At 63.0% G+C, this 16,738-nt stretch carries 13 protein-coding genes; 4 read left to right on the forward strand and 9 right to left on the reverse strand.

Going from position 1 to position 16,738, the window contains the following annotated elements; translation table 11 throughout:
* Positions 1–29 precede the first annotated feature (29 nt).
* Positions 30–653 carry a PHP domain-containing protein gene (locus ROZ00_05340; protein ID MDT3735629.1) on the forward strand — a complete coding sequence of 208 codons (624 nt, stop codon included), beginning with the start codon at positions 30–32 and terminating at the stop codon, positions 651–653.
* 52 nt (positions 654–705) lie between these two features.
* Here ROZ00_05340 and ROZ00_05345 read toward each other — a convergent pair whose 3' ends face one another.
* Genes ROZ00_05345 through dapC form a run of 8 tightly spaced genes read right to left on the reverse strand, consistent with a single transcriptional unit; the run spans position 706 to position 10,271 of the window.
* Entirely contained in the window at positions 706–1,155 is a 450-nt protein-coding gene (locus ROZ00_05345) for a response regulator (GenBank protein ID MDT3735630.1), read from the reverse strand.
* A gap of 18 nt (positions 1,156–1,173) precedes the next feature.
* Entirely contained in the window at positions 1,174–4,140 is a 2,967-nt protein-coding gene (locus ROZ00_05350; protein MDT3735631.1) for a PAS domain S-box protein, read from the reverse strand.
* A gap of 9 nt (positions 4,141–4,149) precedes the next feature.
* Complete coding sequence (locus tag ROZ00_05355; GenBank protein ID MDT3735632.1) at positions 4,150–4,980, reverse strand: phosphate/phosphite/phosphonate ABC transporter substrate-binding protein; 831 nt, start codon at positions 4,978–4,980, stop codon at positions 4,150–4,152.
* A gap of 39 nt (positions 4,981–5,019) precedes the next feature.
* Positions 5,020–5,910 (reverse strand): 50S ribosomal protein L3 N(5)-glutamine methyltransferase, encoded by an 891-nt coding sequence (gene prmB / locus ROZ00_05360; protein ID MDT3735633.1) that lies wholly within the window; start codon positions 5,908–5,910, stop codon positions 5,020–5,022.
* Complete coding sequence (gene dapE, locus ROZ00_05365; GenBank protein MDT3735634.1) at positions 5,907–7,037, reverse strand: succinyl-diaminopimelate desuccinylase; 1,131 nt, start codon at positions 7,035–7,037, stop codon at positions 5,907–5,909. The genes prmB and dapE overlap by 4 nt, the downstream gene beginning before the upstream one ends.
* Complete coding sequence (locus ROZ00_05370) at positions 7,037–8,218, reverse strand: PilT/PilU family type 4a pilus ATPase (GenBank protein ID MDT3735635.1); 1,182 nt, start codon at positions 8,216–8,218, stop codon at positions 7,037–7,039. The genes dapE and ROZ00_05370 overlap by 1 nt, the downstream gene beginning before the upstream one ends.
* A gap of 26 nt (positions 8,219–8,244) precedes the next feature.
* Positions 8,245–9,066: a 2,3,4,5-tetrahydropyridine-2,6-dicarboxylate N-succinyltransferase gene (gene dapD / locus ROZ00_05375; GenBank protein ID MDT3735636.1), complete on the reverse strand. Its 822-nt coding sequence runs from the start codon at positions 9,064–9,066 to the stop codon at positions 8,245–8,247.
* Positions 9,067–9,077: 11 nt separating this feature from the next.
* Positions 9,078–10,271 carry a succinyldiaminopimelate transaminase gene (gene dapC, locus ROZ00_05380; protein ID MDT3735637.1) on the reverse strand — a complete coding sequence of 398 codons (1,194 nt, stop codon included), beginning with the start codon at positions 10,269–10,271 and terminating at the stop codon, positions 9,078–9,080.
* Positions 10,272–10,340: 69 nt separating this feature from the next.
* Here dapC and ROZ00_05385 point away from each other — a divergent pair, with 69 nt between their 5' ends.
* From ROZ00_05385 to ROZ00_05395, 3 genes are read left to right on the forward strand one after another with little or no spacing between them, the layout of a single operon-like run.
* The gene (locus tag ROZ00_05385; protein MDT3735638.1) at positions 10,341–11,243 is read left to right on the forward strand and encodes a DMT family transporter; all 903 of its coding nucleotides are present in this window, start codon (positions 10,341–10,343) and stop codon (positions 11,241–11,243) included.
* Positions 11,244–11,279: 36 nt separating this feature from the next.
* Positions 11,280–13,331 carry an excinuclease ABC subunit UvrB gene (gene uvrB / locus ROZ00_05390; protein ID MDT3735639.1) on the forward strand — a complete coding sequence of 684 codons (2,052 nt, stop codon included), beginning with the start codon at positions 11,280–11,282 and terminating at the stop codon, positions 13,329–13,331.
* Positions 13,328–13,798 (forward strand): low molecular weight protein-tyrosine-phosphatase, encoded by a 471-nt coding sequence (locus ROZ00_05395; GenBank protein MDT3735640.1) that lies wholly within the window; start codon positions 13,328–13,330, stop codon positions 13,796–13,798. The genes uvrB and ROZ00_05395 overlap by 4 nt, the downstream gene beginning before the upstream one ends.
* Positions 13,799–13,847: 49 nt before the next feature.
* Here ROZ00_05395 and ROZ00_05400 read toward each other — a convergent pair whose 3' ends face one another.
* Positions 13,848–16,529: an Rne/Rng family ribonuclease gene (locus tag ROZ00_05400; GenBank protein MDT3735641.1), complete on the reverse strand. Its 2,682-nt coding sequence runs from the start codon at positions 16,527–16,529 to the stop codon at positions 13,848–13,850.
* Positions 16,530–16,738: the final 209 nt, after the last annotated feature.

Consider the following 16,738-nt stretch of genomic DNA (forward strand, 5'->3'; position numbering starts at 1 on the left):
GTTCTCGCGGATGCGCGCCGCTTTTTTTTATGTGGATCGACTGCCATTGCCACACCAAGTACTCCTACGACAACTGGCTGGAGCCGCTTGATCTCATTCGCCGTGCCAGGGCGATAGGCCTGGATGGCGTGGTAATCACGGAGCACCATTCCTACGAGGCCTCGGCGCCGGTCGAGGCGATCGGACGCGACGAGGGGTTCCTCGTGCTGCGCGGCGTGGAGATTTCAACCGATCGCGGCCATCTCCTGGCCTATGGTGTCGAGGACGATTCATGGAATTCCTGGGGGCGGGACACGTGGCTGCCGCTCGACGAGGTGATCGGGCGCATCCTCGACCTTGGCGGCATATGCGTGCCGGCGCATCCCTACCGCGAATTCGGCGTTTGCAGCCTGCTCGACGGGCTGCTCGAACTGAAGGGCATTGCCGCCGTGGAAACCCACAATGGCGGCAATGTCGATTCGGACAACGACCTGGCCGTCACCGCAACGCGGCACATGGCGTTGCCCGGCCTCGGCGGCAGCGACTGCCACAAGGTGGCCGCGGTGGGACGGTGCGCGACCGAGTTCCTGCAGCCGGTGACGGACATGGCAAGCTTCGTGGCGGCGGTGCGCGCCGGTGCCTGCCGGGGGAACTACTTCAAGGGTTGGAAATAAAAAGTCAGCCGCCGTACCACGGCGACTGACATTCGGGGGCGCAACGGAACGCTCAGGCGGCCGCGACTTCGACGGCTTCGTTGAGGACCAGCCAGTAGAGGCCGAGTTGTCCGACGGCCTGGATGAACTTCTCGAAATCCACCGGCTTGCGGATGTAGCTGTTGGCGCCGAGGCTGTAGCCTTCGTAGATGTCCTGCTGTTCCTTCGATGTCGTCAGGATGACCACCGGGAGCAGGCTGGTGCGCTCGTTGGCGCGGATGCGGCGCAGCACTTCCAGACCGTCGATGCGGGGCAGTTTCAGGTCGAGCAGAATCACGGCCGGCATGACCGAAAGATCGCGGCCGGCATGGTGGCCGTTGCCGAAAAGGTAGTCGAGCGCCTCGACACCGTCGCGTGCGACGACGACCGGGTTGCTGATGCGGTTCTTGTTGAAGGCGCGCAGCGTCAGCGCCTCGTCGTCGGGGTTGTCTTCCACCAGCAGTATCGGTCGGTCGCTTGCCATTTTGATGTTCTGATCCAGTTACGACAGCGTGAAGAAAAACGTTGCTCCCTGTTCCGGCGCAGCTTTTGCCCAGATGCGGCCGCCGTGGCGCAGGATGATGCGATGGACGATCGCCAGGCCGATGCCGGTTCCCTCGAATTCCTGCGCCCCGTGCATGCGCTGGAAGGCGCCGAACAGCTTGCCGGCATACTGCATGTCGAAACCGGCGCCGTTGTCCCTGACAAAATACACCGGTTTGTCTTCGTCGCGCAAGACGCCGAATTCGATTTTCGCAGAGTGGTGTGCGTCATTCTGTCGCGCAGTGAACTTCCAGGCATTGCGCAGGAGATTCTCCAGGGCGATGCGCAGTAGGTTGGGGTCGCCATTGGCGTGTATATCCAAGGTAATACGCGTCGTCACCTTGCGGTTTGGCTGCATCTGCTTCAAATCACTAAGGATTTGTTCTGCGATGCCTGACAGGCTGACGCTTTCACGCTTCATTTCGTCGCGCGTCACCCGCGACAGCGCCAGCAGATCGTCGATCAGCCGGTGCATGCGCTGGGTGCCGCCCCGGATCCGGTCGATATATCCCTTCCCCCGCGCGTCCACCAGGGGGCCGTAGTCTTCCTCGATCATGCGCGAAAAGCCGTCGATGGCGCGCAAAGGCGCGACCAGGTCATGGGAGACGGAATAGCTGAAGGCTTCAAGTTCCCTGTTTGCGGCCGTGAGTTCCGCGGTGCGCTCACGGACGCGCTGTTCAAGCTCCTCGTTGAGCTTGCTGATTTCTGCTTCGGCCTTCTTGCGGTCGGTGATGTCGCGCCAGACGGTGTACAGGAGCGGTTTCCCCTGGTGGACGATGCGCGTGAGCAGCACTTCGGCCGGGAAGATCTCTCCGTCTGCGCGGCGATGCAGCCATTCGAAGCGGTGGCTGCCGCGTGCGAACGCGATTTCGATCATTTCGTTGGCCTTCTCGGCGGAAGGGCGGCCATCCAATTGCCGCTCCGGCGAGAGTTCAGAGGGGTGGACGGTTCCCAACTCGTCCTTGGAGCGCATGCGGAGCATCGCCAAGGCGGCCGCGTTGCAATCCACGAAACGGTCGCCTTCGATGATGAGCGAGGCGTCGGCTGATTCCTCGAAGAACTTCCGGAAACGTTCCTCGCTTTCGCGCAAGGCGGCTTCCGCCTGTTTGCGGCCGGAAATGTCGAAGCCGAGCCCGACGACCAGCTTGCGGTCGCTGCGGAGGATGGGGGCGGCATAGAGATAGTAGGGTATGCGGTTGCCGTCCGCGGTGACCAACGTGGCCTCGCCATGGGTGACGATGCCCCGTTCGAGCGCAACCAGGCTGGCCTTGCGCACGGCCGCTGCCTCCTCGTACAACTCGTTCGCACGCATGTCCCGCAGCCGTTCCGGCGCATGGCCGGTTACCGTTTCCAGGTTGCGGTTCCAGCGCAGCAGGCGCAACTCAGGATCGTACAGGGCGGAAATGCCGGGGAGTCCCGCCAGCAGTGCCTCGGACAGATCCTTTTCCTCCTGCAGCGCTTCCTGTGCCAGCCTGCGCTCCGTGAAGTCGACGTAAATCCAGACACTGCCGTCCCAAGGATGGGCGGCATCAATGGCCCGTCCGGTGATGAAACCCCAGAACAGGCTGCCATCCTTGCGACGCAGTTGCAGCTCCTCGCTGTAGGTCTCGCCCCGTCCCAGGACGGCATACGCCCGCTCGCCGGTGGCCTCGAAGATTTCTCGCGTCGGGTAGACCAGTTCGGTGGTGTGGCCGACCATGCCGTATTCCTCGTAGCCGAAAAGTTCCTCGAAACGCCGGTTGCAGCGCTGGATGACCCGGTTCTTGAGATAGACGATGCCGACGATGACGTTGTCGAGCAGCGCTTTCTGTTCGGCCAGCAGGGTCTGGAGGTCGTCTTGCGCCTTTCGCTGAGCCGTGATGTCGGAACTTGCCCCGGCAAACCGGATGACCCGGCCTTCGGCATTCCATACCGCCTGGCCGCGACCGCGGAACCAGCGGTAGCCGCCATCCTTGTGGCGCATGCGGTATTCGACGTCGTAGGGTATGCGTTGCTTGAAATGCCGGCTGACGGCTGACTCGACGGCCGGACGGTCATCGGGGTGGACGATGTCGAGGAAACTGGATCGCCTGTTCGGCAGTTCGTCCTCCGAATACCCGAGCAATTCGCGGTAGCGCGGCGAGACGTAGTAGCGATCCAGTGCCACATTCCAATCCCAGATGCCGTCGGATGTGCCGCGCATGACCAATGCCAGCCGCGCCTCGCTGGCGCGCAGTTCGCGTACGCGTCCTTCGAGTTCCTCCGCCATGTTGTTGAAGGCTGCGCCGAGACGGCCGATTTCGTCACGGCTGCCATTGCCGACCCTGACGGAGAGGTCGCCATCGGCCAGCCGGCGGGCAACATTGGCCAGGCTGCCCAGGCGCCGCATCATGCCGAAGCCCAGAAAAGTCAGGGCCAGAAGGGAAACCAGGATGCCTGCTGTAGCAACGATCAGGGTCTGCCTGAGCAGGGTCTGCCGGGCTTCCACGAGGAACGCTGTGGACAGCCCATAGCGCAATTCACCGACGTTCTGCCCGTCCAGCATCACGGACTGCCGAAGGTTCACGATGCCGGTATCCGCGGATTTGCGCACGTCCGTATCCACGGCCGGGAGAGGCTGCCGAGAATCCCATCCCGTCGTGGCGATCAGATTCCCGCGTCTGTCATGGAGCACCGCATACTCGATTTCCCGCTCGCTGCGCGCATGTTCCAGCGCGAGTTGCAGGGCGGAATAATTCCGTTCGACCAGTTCCGGCCCGAATGCGGCATTGAAGAGCACGGTTCCCTGTTCGATCCGCACCCGGACCTGGTCGGTCAGGGCGCTGTCCATCTGCCGGATGCCCAGATACGCCAGCATGGCGATGACGGCAATTTCAGTCAGCACTGCAGCGCCGACCAGTTTGAGGCGGAAGGATCGTTGTGCGAGCCAGTCGAAAATAGGTCGCATGGCGACGGTTCAGCGCTTGAAGCGCTTCCTGAACTCGGGCAGGAAGACGTCCAGTGCCTTGATCTCCCGCTCGCTCGGCAAGCGCAAGCCATCCATAACCATGGCATCGATGAATTGACGCCCCGCTTCGGTTTTCTCGAATCTCGTCAGGATATCCCGGGCTTGGCCGACGCCAAGGGCAGGTGTCGGCTGCAGCATGAACATCAAGCCCGGGATCTCCCTGGATTCGGCCAGGACGCGCAGCCGGTGCTTCATGTCCTCGGCCAGTTGCGGGACGAGGTTGGCCGTTGTGACGCCGGCCTCGACTTCACCCTGCAGCACGGCGTGGACCGCGTTGCTGGGCGTTTTGACGATCCGAATGCGATAGTCGCGATCGGGTTCCATGCCGGACCGGCGGAAGGTTTCCCTGCCAAGTTGCGATAGGACGATCATGGGGTCCAGCATCGCCACCCGCTTGCCGGATAGATCCTTCAGCCTGGAGTGCGGGGCATTGCGTTCGACGATGATGATGGCCTTGACGTTACGGCGCGTCACGGCCAGCGGCTGGTAACCGGCTTCGAGCTGCACGTAGCGCCCCAGACCGGGCCCCAGCACGATGGCATCGTATTCCTTGCGCAGGCAGCGCTCCAGAAAGGTAACGAAGTCGGGGGCCGTCGACAGCACGACCGGGCGCTTCAGCTCCTTTTCCAGGTGGGCACGCAGGGGTTGATAGGCCATGACCAGCTTGGTGGTCGGCAGGTACGGGACGACGCCCAGTTCGAACGGCCTGGGCTCGCTGGCCTTCGCAACCTGCAACAGGCTGGCGAAGCTCAGGATCAGCAGAATGCGCAGAATACGCATCAACGGCGGTTCCCATGGCGCGCAGCCTGAGGCTGCGGGTTAATTGGGGAGTTGTTCCCGCTGTAGCAGGAAAACCATGCCTTCGCCGCTTTCCGACTCGAGCCAGGTGAAGCCCAGGCGCGGAAAGGCTTCCTCAACGATAGCACGGTTCCCGCCTACCTCTACGGCAAGCATGCCGTTCGGCTCGAGGTGCGCACGGGCGCCGGCGAGGATGCCCCGCACCGCATCCAGGCCATCCTCGCCGGAGGCCAGGGCGAGTGCCGGTTCGTGGCGGTATTCTTCGGGGAGGGTACGCATCGACTCCCCCGTGACATAGGGCGGGTTGGAAATGATGACGTCGTAGCGGCGGCCGGCAAGGCCGGCGAAGAGGTCGGAGCAAACCAATTCGATGCGGTCGCCCAGTTCATAGTCGTTGACGTTCCGGGCGGCAACCTCGAGAGCCCCCGCAGAAATGTCGGCGGCATCGACGTGGGCGTTCGGGAAGGCGTGCGCCAGCAGGATGGCCAGGCAACCCGAGCCGGTACACAGGTCGAGTGCCGATTCGATCGCGTCGGGATCCGTAATCCACGGCGCCAGGGGTTCGTCCAGCAGCAGTTCGGCAATATGGGAACGTGGAACGATCACCCGTTCGTCGACGTAGAAGGGAAAGTCCCCCAGCCAGGCTTCGTGCGTCAGGTAAGCGGCCGGTATGCGTTCCCGGATGCGCCGTTCCAGCAGGGCATGAACGGTTTGCCGTTCGCTGCCGGTCAGGACTGCGTCGAGAAAGACCTCGATGCGTTCGTGCGGCAGGTGCAGGGCGTGCAGCAGGAGATAGACCGCCTCGTCATAGGCATTCTGCGTGCCATGGCCGAAGTGCAGTCCGGCTTCGTTGAATCGGCTGACTGACCAGCGCAGGATATCGCGCAGCGTGACCAATTCGTGCGGGATCATTTCAACAGGAGTTCGAGGACGCGCTCGTAGATGCGGGAGAGCGGCTCGATGTCGGCGACCGCTATGCACTCGTCGATCTTGTGAATGGTGGCGTTGAGCGGACCCAGTTCGATCACCTCCGGGCAGATGTCGGCGATGAAGCGGCCGTCCGAGGTGCCGCCGCTGGTGGAGAGTTCGGTTTCGATGCCCACGGTTTCACGAATCGCCTGCGATACCACCTCCACCAACCTGCCGCGCGGGGTGAGGTACGGCTTGCCCGATAGGGTCCAGTCCAGTATGTATTCGACGCCGTGGCGATCGAGGATCTCATGCACCCGAGCCTTTAATCCGTCTGGCGTGCTGGCGGTGGAAAATCGGAAATTGAAGAGAATCTCCGCCGTGCCGGGCACCACGTTGTCCGCCCCGGTGCCGGCGTGAAAGTTGGAGATCTGCCAGGAGGTGGGCGGGAAATATTCATTGCCGGCGTCCCATACCGTTGCAGCGAGCTCGGCAATGGCAGGGGCCGCCTTGTGCACCGGATTTTTCACGAGGTGAGGATAGGCAATGTGCCCCTGGACGCCCTTGACTACAAGCTTGCCGGACAGGGAGCCCCGGCGGCCGTTCTTGATGGTATCGGCCAGTCTCTCCGCCGAAGTCGGTTCGCCGACGATGCAGTAGTCGAGCGTTTCACCGCGGGCCTTCAGTGCTTCGACGACGCGCACGGTGCCATCTACCGCGCGTCCTTCCTCATCGGAAGTCAGCAGCAAGGCGATGGCGCCGGCGTGATCGGGGCGGGCAGCGAGAAAGCGCTCGACCGCCGTGACGAAGGCGGCGATGCTGGTCTTCATGTCTGCCGCGCCGCGTCCGTAGAGGAAGCCGTTGCGCACCTCGGGCTTGAAGGGATCGGAACGCCACTGGTCGAGCGGGCCGGGCGGCACGACGTCGGTATGGCCGGCGAAGCAGAGAACAGGTCCAGCGCCGCCGCGACGCGTCCACAGGTTGGAGACGCCCTCGCGATCCATCCGTTCGAGGTTGAAGCCGAGCGGGGCGAGCCTATGGGAGACGAGCTCCAGGCAACCGCCGTCCGCCGGCGTGACGGAACGGCACGCAATCAGTTCGCAGGCGAGTTCGAATGCGGATCCGGCCATTATCCGGCGGCGTCGTCGACGTTGAGGGTGAATTCGGTGAAGGAGGCGCCGCCATTCGCCTGGTCGAAATCGAGCGCGGGGGCGGACGCGTTCGACTTCTTGTCGCCAGGCGAGGGCGCATCGAGCTGCGAGTTGTTGATGAGCCACGAAAGATTGGTCGGCGAGTCGGAGTTCGCCAGCGCCTCTTCCAGCGTGATGACGCTTTCCTTGTAAAGACGGAACAGGTCCTGCTCGAAGGTCTGGGACCCCGGAGCCAGGCTCTGCTCCATGGCCTCCTTGATGCCGTTGATCTCGCCCTTCTCGATCAGTTCCTGGATATGGCGGGTGTTGAGCAGGATTTCCACCGCCGGGAGGCGCTTGCCATCCGGTTTCTTCACGAGTCTCTGGGAGATGATGCACTTCAGGCTGACGGAAAGGTCGAGATACAGTGCGGGCCGGTTTTCCAGGGCGTAGAAGTTGATGATGCGGTTCAGCGCATGGTAGCTGTTGTTGGCGTGCAGCGTGGCCAGGCACAGGTGTCCGGTCTGCGCATAGGCCAGCGCCGCCGCCATGGTCTCGCGGTCGCGGATCTCGCCGATGAGGATGCAGTCCGGAGCCTGTCGCATGGCGTTCTTCAGCGCGTTTTCCCAAATCTTCGTGTCCAGGCCGATCTCGCGCTGGTTGACCACCGATTTCTTGTGCTTGAAGAGGTACTCGATCGGGTCCTCGACCGTCAGGATGTGCCCGGATCGGTTGGCGTTGCGGTGGTCGATCATCGCAGCGAGCGTGGTGGACTTGCCGGAGCCGGTCGAGCCGACCACCAGCACGAGTCCGCGCTTTTCCATGATGACGTCGGCCAGCACCGTGGGCAGGCCGAGCTCGTCCAGCTTGGGGATTTCGCCCTGGATGAAGCGTACGACAATGGCGATGGTGCCGCGCTGCCAGAACATGTTGACGCGGAAGTTGCCAACGTCGCGGATGCCGAAGGAGAGATTGATCTCCTTCTCGTCCTCGAAATGCTTGATCTGCTCCGGCTTCAGCATTTCGTAGGCCATGCGCTGGATCGTTTCCGGATCCATGATCTGCTGGTTGATCGGGATGGTGCTGCCCTGAATCTTGATGTGGATGGGCGCCCCGGCGGAGACGAAGATGTCGGAGGCCCTTTTCTCGGCCATCAGCTGGAAGAGCTTGTCGAAGATCATGCCTTGCCTCCCGAGTGGGGTATCGGTCAGATGCCGCGCAGCAGTTCGTTGATGCCGACCTTCGCGCGGGTTTTGGCGTCGACCTGCTTGACGATGACGGCGCAGTAGAGGCTGTACTTGCCGTCGGCCGATGGCAGGCTGCCCGACACGACGACGGATCCGGCCGGCACGCGGCCATAGGTGATCTCGCCTGTTTCGCGGTTGTAGATGCGCGTGCTCTGGCCGATGAAGACGCCCATCGAGATGACGCAGTCGTCCTCGAGGATGACGCCCTCGACCACCTCGGAGCGGGCGCCGACGAAGCAGTTGTCGCCGATGATGGTCGGGTTGGCCTGCAGGGGCTCCAGCACGCCGCCGATGCCGACGCCGCCGGAAAGGTGCACGTTCTTGCCGATCTGGGCGCAGGAACCGACCGTCGCCCAGGTATCCACCATGGTGCCCTCGTCGACGTAGGCGCCGATGTTCACGAAGGAGGGCATGAGCACTGCATTGCGGCCGATGTAGGAGCCGCGGCGCACCACGGCACCCGGCACGACGCGATAGCCGCCGCGCTCGAACTGTTCCTGGTCGTACTTCTGGAACTTGGTCGGCACCTTGTCCCAGTAGCGCAGCGCGCCGCCTTCCATGATGCGGTTGTCCTCGAGGCGGAAGGAGAGAAGGACAGCTTTCTTGATCCACTGGTGGGTGGTCCATTCGCCGCCGATCTTCTCGGCGACGCGCAGCTTGCCCAAGTCGAGCTGGGCAAGGACGAACTCGACCGCTTCGCCCACTTTGGCAGGTGCCTTGCCGGGCTGGATGGCAGTGCGGTCTTCCCAGGCCTGCTCGATGATCTGCTGATAGTCCTGCATTGCGGTTCCCTTTATAGTTTCCTGCAAAATTCCTGCATTCTCCGCGCAGCTTCCAGACATTCATCGAGGGAAGCAACCAGCGCGATGCGGATAAAGTTTTCGCCCGGATTGACGCCGCCCGACTCGCGCGCAAGGTAGCTGCCGGGCAGCACGGTCACATTATATTCACGCTGGAGGCCGAGGGCGAATTCGGTGTCAGCGATCGGCGTGCGCGCCCACAGGTAGAACCCGGCGTCCGGCCGGGCCGTGCCGAGGTGCGCGGCGATGAGCGGGGTGACGGCGTCGAATTTCTCACGGTAGAGGCGGCGATTCTCGCGCACATGAACCTCGTCGTTCCAGGCCACGGCACTGGCATGCTGAACTGGCGGGCTCATTGCACAGCCCTGATAGGTGCGGTAAAGCCAGAATTTCCTCAGAAGGGCGGCATCACCAGCCACGAAGCCGGAGCGTAGGCCGGGGACGTTGCTGCGCTTGGAGAGGCTGGAGAACATCATGATGCCGCGGTAATCGTCGCGGCCGAGGGCATGTGCCGCCTGCAGGACGCCGAGCGGCGGGGCAGCCTCGTCGAAGTAGATCTCGGAATAGCATTCGTCGCTGGCGATGACGAAGCCGTAACGGTCGGCCAGTTCGAACAGGCGATTCCACTCACTGATCCCAAGCACCTTGCCGGTAGGGTTCCCCGGCGAGCAGACATAGGCGAGCTGGATACGCTTCCAGACGGATTCAGGAATTGCGTCGAAGTCGGAGTGGAAGTCGCTTCCCGGCAGGTGGTTCAGAAACACCGGTTGGGCACCGGCGAGGAGCGCGGCACCCTCGTATATCTGGTAGAAGGGATTCGGACTGAGCACCAGGGCGTCGCCGCGCGAGGGGTCGACGACGCATTGGGCTATGGCGAACAGCGCCTCTCGTGAACCGTTGACCGGGAGCACCTGGTCCTGGGCGTCGGGCGCGGGAATGCCGTAGCGCCGCCCCAGCCAGCCGGCGATGGCGTTGCGCAGGGCATCGCTGCCGGATGTCGTGGGATAATTCGCCAGGCCCTGGAGATTGGCAGCGAGCGCTTCCTTGATGAAGGCCGGTGTCTCATGCTGCGGTTCGCCGATCGAAAGCCTTATCTCGCCGAGGCCCCGGGGGGGCTGGATGCCCAGGAACAACTGGCGCAGCTTCTCGAACGGGTAGGGATGGAGTTTGGCGAGATTGGGGTTCACGTCAGGTTCGCGGCATGATCTGTTCCGCCGCTTCTTCTCGGTAAAACGCGAATTATAAGTGCGCCCGCCATGCCGGCCAAGAAAATGAGCGAAGCGAGTTTCGCCAAAAACACCGTCGCTCTGGTTTCGCTGATTACCGGGGCCACGATCTGGGGCCTCATCTGGCATCCCTATCGCGTTCTGGAAGGCATGGCCGTGTCTGCCGCACTGGGGGCTACGCTGACCTATTTCATCGCGTTCCTCATTGGATTTGCGCTGTTTCGCAAGCAGCTGGCCGGGTTCAGGCCGAGCTGGATGCTGGCGTCGATTGCGCTTGTCGCCGGCGGCTGCAACCTGGGCTATGTCCTGGCGACGGTGCATGGCGAGGTGATGCGGGTGCTGTTGTTGTTCTATCTGGCTCCGCTGTGGACCGTCCTGCTGGCCCGGATGCTGCTGAAGGAGAAAGTCAGTCCTGCCGGTACGGCGGTGATCGCGCTTTCGCTGGCCGGCGCCGTCGTCATGCTTTGGCAGCCGCAACTCGGCATGCCTCTGCCCCAGAACAAGGCCGAATGGCTTGGCCTGGCGGCCGGTTTTCTGTTTTCTCTTGCCAACGTACTCATACGGAAAGCGCACGACCTGTCGATCGAGGTCAAGTCGATGGCCGTTTTTGCGGGAGTGGTGGCGGTGGGACTCGTTGCGCTGCCTTTCGAACCGGGCACCATCGTGCTGCCGCCAATGGCGGGCTGGCTGCTCGTTGGCGTGATCGGTCTGGTCCTGCTGGCGACCAATCTCTTCGTCCAGTACGGCCTGACCCACACGCCCGCCAACAGGGCCATCGTCATCTTCCTGTTCGAACTGGTGGTCGCCGCCCTGTCTTCGTGGCTTCTGGCGGGGGAAGCCATGACCCTGAAGGAATGGGTCGGCGGCGCGATGATCGTTGCCGCAAGCCTGTTCTCGGGGAAACTGGAAGTGCGCGAGACTCAACCGGCTTGATAGAATTCACATCCTTCACTCAGATCACGCAACCCGGTGACCGTCACCTATCCCAACAGCCCGTTTTCCCTGCATCAGCCGTTTCCGCCGGCCGGCGACCAGCCGGAGGCTATCGAAAAACTGGTCGAAGGCATCCTGGACGGCCTGATGTACCAGACGCTGCTCGGCGTCACCGGTTCAGGCAAAACCTACACCATGGCCAATGTCATCGCCCGGCTGGGCCGGCCGGCGATGGTGCTGGCGCCGAACAAGACGCTGGCGGCGCAGCTCTACTCGGAATTTCGCGAGTTCTTTCCGGAGAACGCCGTCGAGTATTTTGTTTCCTACTACGATTATTACCAGCCGGAAGCCTACGTCCCTTCGCGCGACCTGTTCATCGAGAAGGATTCCTCGATCAACGAGCATATCGAACAGATGCGTCTCTCGGCGACGAAATCCCTCCTGGAGCGACGCGATGTGGTCATCGTCGGCACCGTCTCGGCCATCTACGGCATCGGCGACCCGGTCGACTACCACGGCATGATCCTGCACCTGAGGGAGGGCGAGCGCATCGGCCAGCGCGACGCCATCAAGCGACTGGCCGAGATGCAGTATGAGCGCAACGAGGTGGACTTCCGGCGCGGCACCTTTCGCGTGCGGGGCGACGTGATCGACATCTTTCCGGCCGAGAACGCGGAATACGCCCTGCGCCTGTCGCTTTTCGATGACGTGATCGAGTCGCTGCAACTGTTCGATCCGCTCACCGGCCACTTGCGGCAGAAGCTCGGCCGCTTCACGGTATATCCCTCCAGCCACTACGTTACGCCAAGGGAGACCGTGTTGCGTGCCGTCGAAGCCATCAAGCTCGAGTTGCGCGAACGGATCGAGCATTTCCAGAAAAACCAGAAACTGGTGGAATGCCAGCGCGTCGAGCAGCGCACCCGCTTCGACCTGGAAATGCTCAACGAACTCGGCTTCTGCAAGGGCATCGAAAACTATTCGCGCCATCTCTCGGGGCGCAAGCCAGGCGAGCCGCCGCCAACCCTGATCGACTACCTGCCGCCGGATGCCCTCATGTTCATCGACGAGTCTCATGTCACCGTGCCGCAACTGGGCGGCATGTACAAGGGCGACCGTTCGCGCAAGGAGAACCTGGTCGAGTACGGCTTTAGGCTGCCGTCCGCGCTGGACAACCGGCCGCTGCGCTTCGACGAGTTCGAGAAACTGATGCCGCAGACCGTTTTCGTTTCGGCCACACCTGCTGAGTATGAGCGGACCCATCAATCCCAGGTGGTGGAGCAGGTGGTGCGGCCAACCGGGCTGATCGACCCGCAGGTGATCGTGCGGCCGGCCTCCTCCCAGGTGGACGATCTGCTTGGCGAGATCAAGCTGCGCACCGCGCAGAACGAGCGCGTGCTGGTGACTACCCTGACCAAGCGACTGGCCGAGGACCTGACCGACTACTTCGGCGAGAACGGCATCAAGGTGCGCTACCTGCACTCGGACATTGAAACGGTGGAGCGGGTCGAGATCATCCGCGACCTGCGCCTGGGCGAGTTCGACGTGCTGGTCGGCATCAATCTGCTGCGCGAGGGGCTGGATATTCCCGAGGTATCGCTGGTGGCCATCCTGGATGCGGACAAGGAGGGGTTCCTGCGCTCCGAGCGTTCCCTGATCCAGACTATCGGCCGGGCGGCACGCCACCTGCATGGCACAGCCATCCTCTATGCCGACACGATGACCGATTCCATGCGGCGCGCCATAGCCGAGACCGAGCGACGGCGTGCCAAGCAGGTCATCTTCAACGAGGCGAACGGCATTACCCCGAAAAGCATTTCCAAGCGCATCAAGGACATCATCGACGGCGTCTATGACCATGAGATCGCTGCCGAAGCCCTGGAAGTGGCGGAAGAGCGGGCACGCTACGAGGCAATGGACGAAAAGTCCCTGGCAAAGGCAATTCGTCAGCTCGAGAAACGCATGCAGGGGCACGCCAAGAACCTGGAATTCGAGGAAGCCGCTGCCGCCCGGGATGAACTGTTCCGGCTCAGGAAGCATGCTTTCGGGGTGGAGGAACACGATGCAGTCGACAAGAAGGATGCCGCATGACTCGCATCCTGTTTGTCTGCATGGGTAACATCTGCCGTTCTCCCACCGCTGAAGGTGTTGCTAGAAAAATAATAATAAACAGAGGAATGCATGAAATAATTAAAGTAGATTCTGCGGGGACGCATGGCTACCACATTGGCGAACCGCCGGATCCGCGCACCCGCAAGGCAGCCTTGAGGCGGGGCATCGACTTGTCGAGCTTGCGGGCACGCAAAGTGATCCCGCAGGACTTTGAGCATTTCGACCTGTTGCTGGCCATGGACCGCGACAATCTGGAACTGCTAAAGCGTGGCGCACGTCCTGAACACCATGCCAAGCTGGGGTTATTCATGAGCTATGCTTCCCGTTTCGATACAGACGAGGTGCCCGACCCCTACTACGGTGGTGAACAAGGATTTGAACTCGTGCTGGATATGGCCGAGGACGCCGCTCGCGGATTGATCGAGGCCTTGCAGCGCCGCAAATGAAAAAAGGCCAGCTCAAAGCTGGCCTTTTTCTGTCCAGGAGCCCCTTCGGTTACTTGCGGGTTTCCACCTGCATCATGGGCTCGCTGCTGACGGGTACCGCAGCCTTGGGTTTGCGCCCGAGGCGTATTTCCGGCTCGGCCGGGATCGACATCGATGCCTTCTCCCGGCTGGTTTCCACCATTACCAAGCCGCTTTCCTGCAAACTGACGGAAATATCGACTTTCGGTTTGACCGGGGAGGGCATGGAAACCGGAGCGGGCACCGGCTCGGCTGCCGCGACCGGCGCAGGTGCAGACTCAGGAGCGGCGGCTTCTTCAATCGGCACCGGTGCCATCTCGACCGGGACAGGTGCCAGGGCCGGTTCGGCAGGCGGGCTGGCAACCTCATCGGCCATTGTGGCCTCGACGGGCAGGGGGACCGGAGCGGGCGCGGTCTCGACCACAGGTGCTGCCGGCATGGCTGGCTCGAAAGGCAGGACGGGCTGTTCGCTTTCAGGCAAAACGGCATGCTGCTCGGCCAGGGGGGGGGGCGCTTCGGGAGCTTGTCCCTCCGGACGGCGCTCACCGCGGTCCCGGCCACGGCCACGACGGCCGCGGCGGCCGCGACGTTCTTCCTGCTGCTCGGTTCCGTGGGGGGGCGACTCAAGGGCTCCAGCCATGGGTGCGATGGGCGACTCCGTCGGCTGCGGTTGCGGCGGGCGCTGCTCCTGTTGGCGGGGCTGTCTGGGTTGGCGCGGTTCCTGCCCTTGCCGTTCCGTGCGCTCACCACGCTCCTGCCGCTCGGGCCGCTCCTGACGCGGACGGCGCTCGCCCCGCGCTTCCTGCTCGGGGCGAGGCGTTTGCTGGCCGCGCTGGCGCTGTTCCTGCCGCTCGCGCGGTTCCTGGCGGCCGCGTTCCCCGCGCTCGCCACGGTCACGCCCGCGGCCACGTTCGCCCCGGCCTTCACGCGTCTGCTCGCGGCGCGCTGGCGGTTCCGCCTTGGCGACTGGCGCCGGCTCGGCCTTGCGATTGCCGCGGAACCAGCCGAAGATCTTGTCGATGATACCGGGCTGTACCGCTGCGCTGGTTTGGGCAGACTGGGCCGCTTGTGCTGCGGGTTTGGGCTCGATCACGGGCGCTGGCTGAGATGGCGTGATGCCCTTCACGGCAGCCTCGGGGCGGCTGGGCCGCGCCTCGGTCTGCGCCGAAGGCGGCTGGTAAGCCTCGGTCGGCGGCGCCTCGACCATCTTGTAGCTCGGCAGGGCCTGGTCTTCCTGGTTCAACTGGTCATGGCGCAGGCGGACGATTTCGTGGGCCGGCGTCTCGAGGTGGATGTTCGGAATCAGGACGATATTCACCTTGTGCCGCAGTTCGATCGTACGGATGTCGTCGCGCTTCTCGTTGAGCAGGAAGGTGGCGACATCGACCGGGATTTGAACATGCACGGCTCCGGTGTTCTCCTTCATCGCCTCTTCCTCGAGGATGCGCAGGATGTGCAGGGCGGCCGACTCGGTACTGCGGATATGACCGGTGCCGGTGCAGCGCGGGCAGGGGATGTAGGTCATCTCGGCCAGTGCCGGGCGCAGGCGCTGGCGCGACAATTCGAGCAGTCCGAAGCGGGAGATCTTGCCGGTCTGGACGCGGGCACGGTCGTAGTGCAGGGCGTCGCGCAGGCGGTTTTCCACCTCGCGTTGCGCGCGCGGGCTTTCCATGTCGATGAAGTCGATGACGATGAGGCCGCCCAGGTCGCGCAGGCGCAACTGGCGCGCGATCTCGTCGGCCGCCTCGAGGTTGGTGCGCAACGCAGTCTCCTCGATGTCGGCGCCGCGAGTGGCGCGTCCCGAGTTGACGTCGACGGCGACCAGCGCCTCGGTGTGGTCCACCACGATGGCGCCGCCGGAGGGCAGGGTAACCTGCCGGCCGAAGGCGGTTTCGATCTGGTGCTCGATCTGGAAGCGCGAGAAGAGCGGCACGTCGTCGCGGTAGCGCTTCACGCGCGCCACGTTGCCCGGCATGACGTGGCTCATGAACTGCTGCGCCTGCTCGTAGATATCGTCGGTGTCGATGAGGATCTCGCCGATATCCGGCTGGAAATAATCGCGGATGGCGCGGATGACCAGGCTGCCTTCCTGGTAGATCAGGAAGGGCCCTTTCTGGCTGCCGGCGGCGCCGTCGATGGCGCGCCACAGTTGCATCAGATAATTGAGGTCCCACTGCAACTCTTCGGCGTTGCGGCCGATGCCGGCGGTGCGGGCGATCAGGCTCATGCCCTGCGGCACGTCGAGCTGGTCCATGGCCTCGCGCAGTTCGTTGCGGTCTTCGCCCTCGATCCGGCGCGAGACGCCGCCGCCGCGCGGATTGTTCGGCATCAGGACGAGGTAGCGGCCGGCCAGCGAGATGAAGGTCGTCAGTGCGGCGCCCTTGTTGCCGCGCTCGTCCTTGTCCACCTGGACGATGAGTTCCTGGCCTTCCTTGAGGGCTTCCTTGATGGTCGCGCGGTTCGGCTCGACGCCTTCCCTGAAATAGGCGCGGGAGACTTCCTTGAAGGGGAGAAAGCCGTGACGCTCRGCGCCGTAATCGACGAAGGCCGCTTCGAGGCTGGGCTCGATGCGGGTGATCACGGCCTTGTAGATGTTGCTCTTGCGTTGTTCCTTGGCGGCCGATTCGATATCGAGGTCAATCAGTTTCTGGCCATCGACGATCGCGACGCGGAGTTCCTCGGCCTGCGTCGCATTGAACAGCATGCGTTTCATTGTTTTGTTCTCCCGCGCGCAAACACGGGAAGACAAGCCGCATCCGGTTCAGACGGATTGTAATTAGTTTGGCTGGTTTGAAATCATCAAAGTCGTCAAGGGCAAACTAATGTCAGGTTTGTCTTTTTTGTCCTGAAATGACGTCAGGACTGTGTGTTCCGCGAGTGCTAAGTGCGCGCAAATCAAGTAGTATCGCTGCTTGCGGTGAG

The sequence above is a fragment of the Denitratisoma sp. genome (assembly GCA_032027165.1).
Lineage (GTDB): Bacteria > Pseudomonadota > Gammaproteobacteria > Burkholderiales > Rhodocyclaceae > Desulfobacillus.

Bases quoted from the DNA above. Each gene is read 5' to 3' on its own strand.
- ROZ00_05340 (MDT3735629.1), top strand. From the start codon at position 30: ATGTGGATCGACTGCCATTGCCACACCAAGTACTCCTACGACAACTGG.
- ROZ00_05345 (MDT3735630.1), bottom strand. From the start codon at position 1,155: ATGGCAAGCGACCGACCGATACTGCTGGTGGAAGACAACCCCGACGAC.
- ROZ00_05370 (MDT3735635.1), bottom strand. From the start codon at position 8,218: ATGATCTTCGACAAGCTCTTCCAGCTGATGGCCGAGAAAAGGGCCTCC.
- prmB (MDT3735633.1), bottom strand. From the start codon at position 5,910: ATGATCCCGCACGAATTGGTCACGCTGCGCGATATCCTGCGCTGGTCA.
- dapD (MDT3735636.1), bottom strand. From the start codon at position 9,066: ATGCAGGACTATCAGCAGATCATCGAGCAGGCCTGGGAAGACCGCACT.
- dapE (MDT3735634.1), bottom strand. From the start codon at position 7,037: ATGGCCGGATCCGCATTCGAACTCGCCTGCGAACTGATTGCGTGCCGT.
- ROZ00_05395 (MDT3735640.1), top strand. From the start codon at position 13,328: ATGACTCGCATCCTGTTTGTCTGCATGGGTAACATCTGCCGTTCTCCC.
- ROZ00_05350 (MDT3735631.1), bottom strand. From the start codon at position 4,140: ATGCGACCTATTTTCGACTGGCTCGCACAACGATCCTTCCGCCTCAAA.
- ROZ00_05385 (MDT3735638.1), top strand. From the start codon at position 10,341: ATGCCGGCCAAGAAAATGAGCGAAGCGAGTTTCGCCAAAAACACCGTC.
- ROZ00_05355 (MDT3735632.1), bottom strand. From the start codon at position 4,980: ATGCGTATTCTGCGCATTCTGCTGATCCTGAGCTTCGCCAGCCTGTTG.